This is a genomic window from Streptomyces botrytidirepellens (assembly GCF_003721215.1).
Classification (GTDB): domain Bacteria; phylum Actinomycetota; class Actinomycetes; order Streptomycetales; family Streptomycetaceae; genus Streptomyces; species Streptomyces himastatinicus.
This window is the reverse complement of the sequence record NZ_RIBZ01000605.1, coordinates 1-4,236: the sequence shown is the minus strand read 5'-3', so window position 1 is coordinate 4,236 and position 4,236 is coordinate 1. Positions and strand designations below refer to the sequence as shown.

Genomic DNA, 4,236 nt, shown 5'->3' with positions numbered 1-4,236 from the left:
GGGCGCTGTCCGCGCCGCTGGGCGTGGCCGCGGCCCCCGCGACGGCTCCGGCGCCCGCACCGCTGGACGTGGCCGTGGTCGGCATGGCCTGCATGTTCCCGCAGGCGCCCGACCTCGCCTCGTTCTGGGCCAATGTGGTGGGCGGCGTCGACGCCATCACCGAGGTGCCCGCCGAGCGCTGGGACCCCGCCGTCCACTACACGGGCGACGAGGACGGCGCCTCCGCCTCCCGGTGGGGCGGCTTCCTGCCCCGCATCCCCTTCGACCCGCTGCGCTACGGCATCCCCCCGGCCTCCCTCGGCAGCATCGAACCGGTCCAACTGCTGTCCCTGGAGGCCGCCCGCCGGGCCCTGGACGACGCCGGGTACGGCGCCCCCGGAGACGGTGGCCGGGCCTTCGACCGTGCCCGCACCTCCGTGGTCTTCGGCGCCGAAGCGGGGAGCGACCTGTCCAACGCGCAGACCCTGCGCGCCGTCCTGCCCTCGTACTTCCGCGAGGTGCCGGAAGACCTGGCCGGGCAACTGCCCACACTCACCGAGGACTCGTTCCCCGGCATGCTCGCCAACGTCATCTCCGGGCGGATCGCCAACCGGCTGGACCTCGGCGGCGCCAACTACACCGTGGACGCGGCGTGCGCGTCGTCGCTCGCCGCCGTCGACGTCGCCTGCAAGGAGCTGACCGCGGGCACCAGCGACCTCGTCCTGTGCGGCGGCGCCGACCTGCACAACGGCATCAACGACTACGTGCTCTTCTCCTCCGTGCACGCCCTGTCCCCGACCGGCCGCTCGCGCGCGTTCGACGCGTCGGCCGACGGCATCGCGCTCGGCGAGGGCGTCGCGTGCGTCGTCCTCAAGCGGCTGGCCGACGCCGAACGCGACGGCGACCGGATCTACGGCGTCATCAAGGGCGTCGGCTCGTCCAGCGACGGCCGCTCGCTCGGGCTGACCGCCCCGCGCCCCGAGGGTCAGCGGGCCGCGCTGGAGCGCGCCTACGCGAGCGCCGGGATCTCCCCGGCGCGTGTCGGCCTGGTCGAGGCGCACGGCACCGGTACGGCGGTGGGCGACCGTACCGAACTCACCGTGCTCGGTGAGGTGTTCGCCGAAGCGGGGGCGGCCACCGGCCGCTGCGCGCTCGGCTCCGTCAAGTCCCAGATCGGGCACACCAAATGCGCCGCCGGGCTGGCCGGGTTGGTGAAGACCGCGCTCGCGCTGTACACGGGCGTCAAGCCGCCGACCCTGCACCTGACGCGACCGAACCCGGCGTGGGACGCGGAGCACGGCCCGTTCGCCTTCCACACCGAGGCGCGGCCGTGGGCCGCGGCGCCCGCGGACCGGGTGGCCGGGGTCAGCGCGTTCGGCTTCGGCGGGACCAACTTCCACGTGGTGCTGGCGGCACACGGCAAGGGCACGCCGCCACCCGCGCACACGCTCGACGCCTGGCCCTGCGAACTCTTCCTCTTCCGCGGGGCCGACCGGGCGGCGGCGCTGCGCGCGGTCGAGGAGACGCTGCGGCAGACCGAGGCCAACGACACGGCGGGGCGGCCATGGCGGCTGCGCGACCTCGCGCTGACCGCGTCCCGGCGGGCCGACTCCGGCCACGAACCGGTGCGGGTGGCGGTGGTGGCCACGGACCTGGACGACCTGGCCGAGCGGTTACGGCGGGTGCTGGCTGGCGACGTGGCCGCCTCCGGGCGGCCACCCAGACCGGGCGGGCGGGACGAGGGACTGTACGTGGCCGATACGTTCCGGGACACCGGGCAGGGCGCCACCCCCGACACCGACCCGGAGGCCCCACCCGGCAAGGTGGCCTTCCTCTTCCCCGGCCAGGGCAGCCAGCGGCCCGGCATGTTCGCTGACGCGTTCGTGGCCTTCCCCGAACTGCGGCGGCATCTGCTCCACGGCTCCGGCTACGCCGATGTGCTGTACCCTTCGGCCGCCTTCGACGACGCCGGGAAGGCGGCACAACACGCCGACCTCACCGACACCCGCGTGGCCCAGCCCGCCCTGGGCATCGTGGGGCTCGCCGCCCACGCCCTGCTCACCTCGGCCGGAGTACGGCCCGACATGGCGGCCGGGCACAGCTACGGTGAAGTGGTCGCGCTGTGCGCTGCGGGCGCCCTCGACCCGCGCACCCTGCCCCGGCTCAGCGCCGCGCGGGCGGCCGCCATCCTCGACGCCGCCGAGGCCGCCGGACACGAGCCGGGCACCATGGCCGCCGTGACTGCCCCGGCCGACACCGTCGAGCGGCTGTTGAGGGAAGCCGGGCTCGCCGACCGGGTGGTGGCCGCCAACCACAACGCACCCCAGCAGACCGCGATCTCCGGCCCCGAGCGGGAGGTGGCGGAGGCGGTCACACTGCTGCGGGAGGCCGGGCACACGGTCCGGCGCCTCTCCGTGGCGTGCGCCTTCCACAGCCCGCTCGTCGCCGGGGCCGGGCCACGTTTCGCCGAGGCGCTGGCCGAACACCCGGTGCGGGAACCGGAGTTCCCGGTCTGGGCCAACCGCACCGCCGCCCCGCACGGCGCGGAACCGGACGCCATCCGCGCCGAACTCGCCGCCCAGATCGGCGCCCCGGTCCGCTTCCGGGACCAGATCGAGGCGATGTACGCGGCGGGCGCCCGGATCTTCGTCGAGGCCGGGCCGGGCACCGTGCTGACCCGGCTGGTGGCGGAGATCCTGGGCGACCGGCCGCACCGTACCGTCGCCTGCGACGCGCGACGGGCCCGTACCGAGGGGCGGGGAGGCGGCTTCGAGGGGCCGCGCGGGTTCCTCGACGCCCTCGCCCAGCTGGCCGTCGCCGGGGTTCCGGTGCGTACGGGCTGGCTGTTCCGCGGCCGTGACGCCGTGGACGCGGCGTCCACCGCACCGCCGAAGCGGCCCGGATGGACGGTCGACGGACAACTGGTCCGCACCGCGGACGGTGACCTTCTCCCCGGTGCGCTGGCACCGGCCCGACGTGTCGTGGAGGCAACGGTGAGCCAGACGGACCGCAAGGGCGACGATGGATACGGGGACCGGGACGCCCTGATCGCCGAATACCTGAGAACGAGCCGGGAGATGATCGCGGCCCAGCGCGACGTCCTGCTCACCTACTTCGGCGGGGCGGTGGGGACGCCGGGGGAGCGCCCCACGGCCCCGCCGCCGATCGCCACCGCACCCCTGCCCCTGGCCACCCCCGCCACCGCACTGCCCCTGCCCGCGCAGCCCGCAACGGTGGCCACTCCCGCACCCGCCGCCGTCGTACCGGCCGCCGTCCAGCCCGCGGCAGAAGAACCGGCCTCGACTGCCACCGGGCCCGATGTCCTGCGCGCGGTCTCCGAGATCATCAGCGAACGCACCGGCTACCCCGTCGACATGATCGAACCCGATCTCGACCTCGAAGCCGACCTCAGCATCGACTCCATCAAGCGCGCCGAGATCGCCGGTGAGCTGGCCCGCCGCCTCGGTGTCGCGGGCGCCGGAACCGCCGCGCTGGGCGACGAGGAGCTGGAGGAGCTGGCCAAGGCCCGTACGACCGCGGCCGTCACCGACTGGCTCACCGCGCGTCTCGCCCCCGTCGCCACCTCCGAACCCGTCGCCACCTCCGAACCCGTCGCCACCTCCGCCCCCGCCCCGGCCGCCGTCCCGGACGACATCGCCGCCGCGCCGGGCGTGGCACCCCGGCGGATGCGGCTGGTGCCCGTACCCCTGGAGGAGAGGGAGCACGCGTCGCCCGACCTCACCGGCAAGCGCTTCGCCCTGCTCGGCGGGGACACGGACGGGGTGGCCGCCGCCGTCGCCGCCCGGCTGGCCGGGCACGGCGCCGAGGCCATGACCCTCGCCGCGGGCCATCTGCTCGCCGAGGCGGACGGCCCGGTGGACGGCGTGCTGCTGCTCGACCCGCTGGCCGGGTCCGGCGCGCCCCTGCTGCCCGGTGCGTTCGCCGTGTTCCAGTCCGCGCTGCGGCGCGGACCGCACTGGCTGCTGGCCGTGCGCGCGGCCGACCCGCTCGACCCGCGCCCGGCGGGGCTGCGCGGGATGTTCCGTACGGTGGCCAGGGAGTACCCGGACACGGCCGCCACCCTGGTGGAGCTGGCCGCCGACGCGCCCGCGTCCGGCGACGACGTGGCCGGCGCGCTGCTCGACGAGCTGTCCGCCACCGACCGTGCGCCCGTCGTCCTGCGCACCGCGGACGGCCGGCGCCACCGGCTGGACCTGACCCACGCCCCGCTCGGGCCGCTCGCGGCCTCGGGCGCCG

1 protein-coding gene is annotated in these 4,236 nt (G+C 76.2%); it reads left to right on the top strand.

All coding sequences use genetic code 11. The features are described 5' to 3' along the window. Window positions 1–4,236 (top strand): type I polyketide synthase (locus tag EEJ42_RS33565; protein WP_123105817.1); only part of this gene is annotated, 4,236 nt, incomplete at both ends.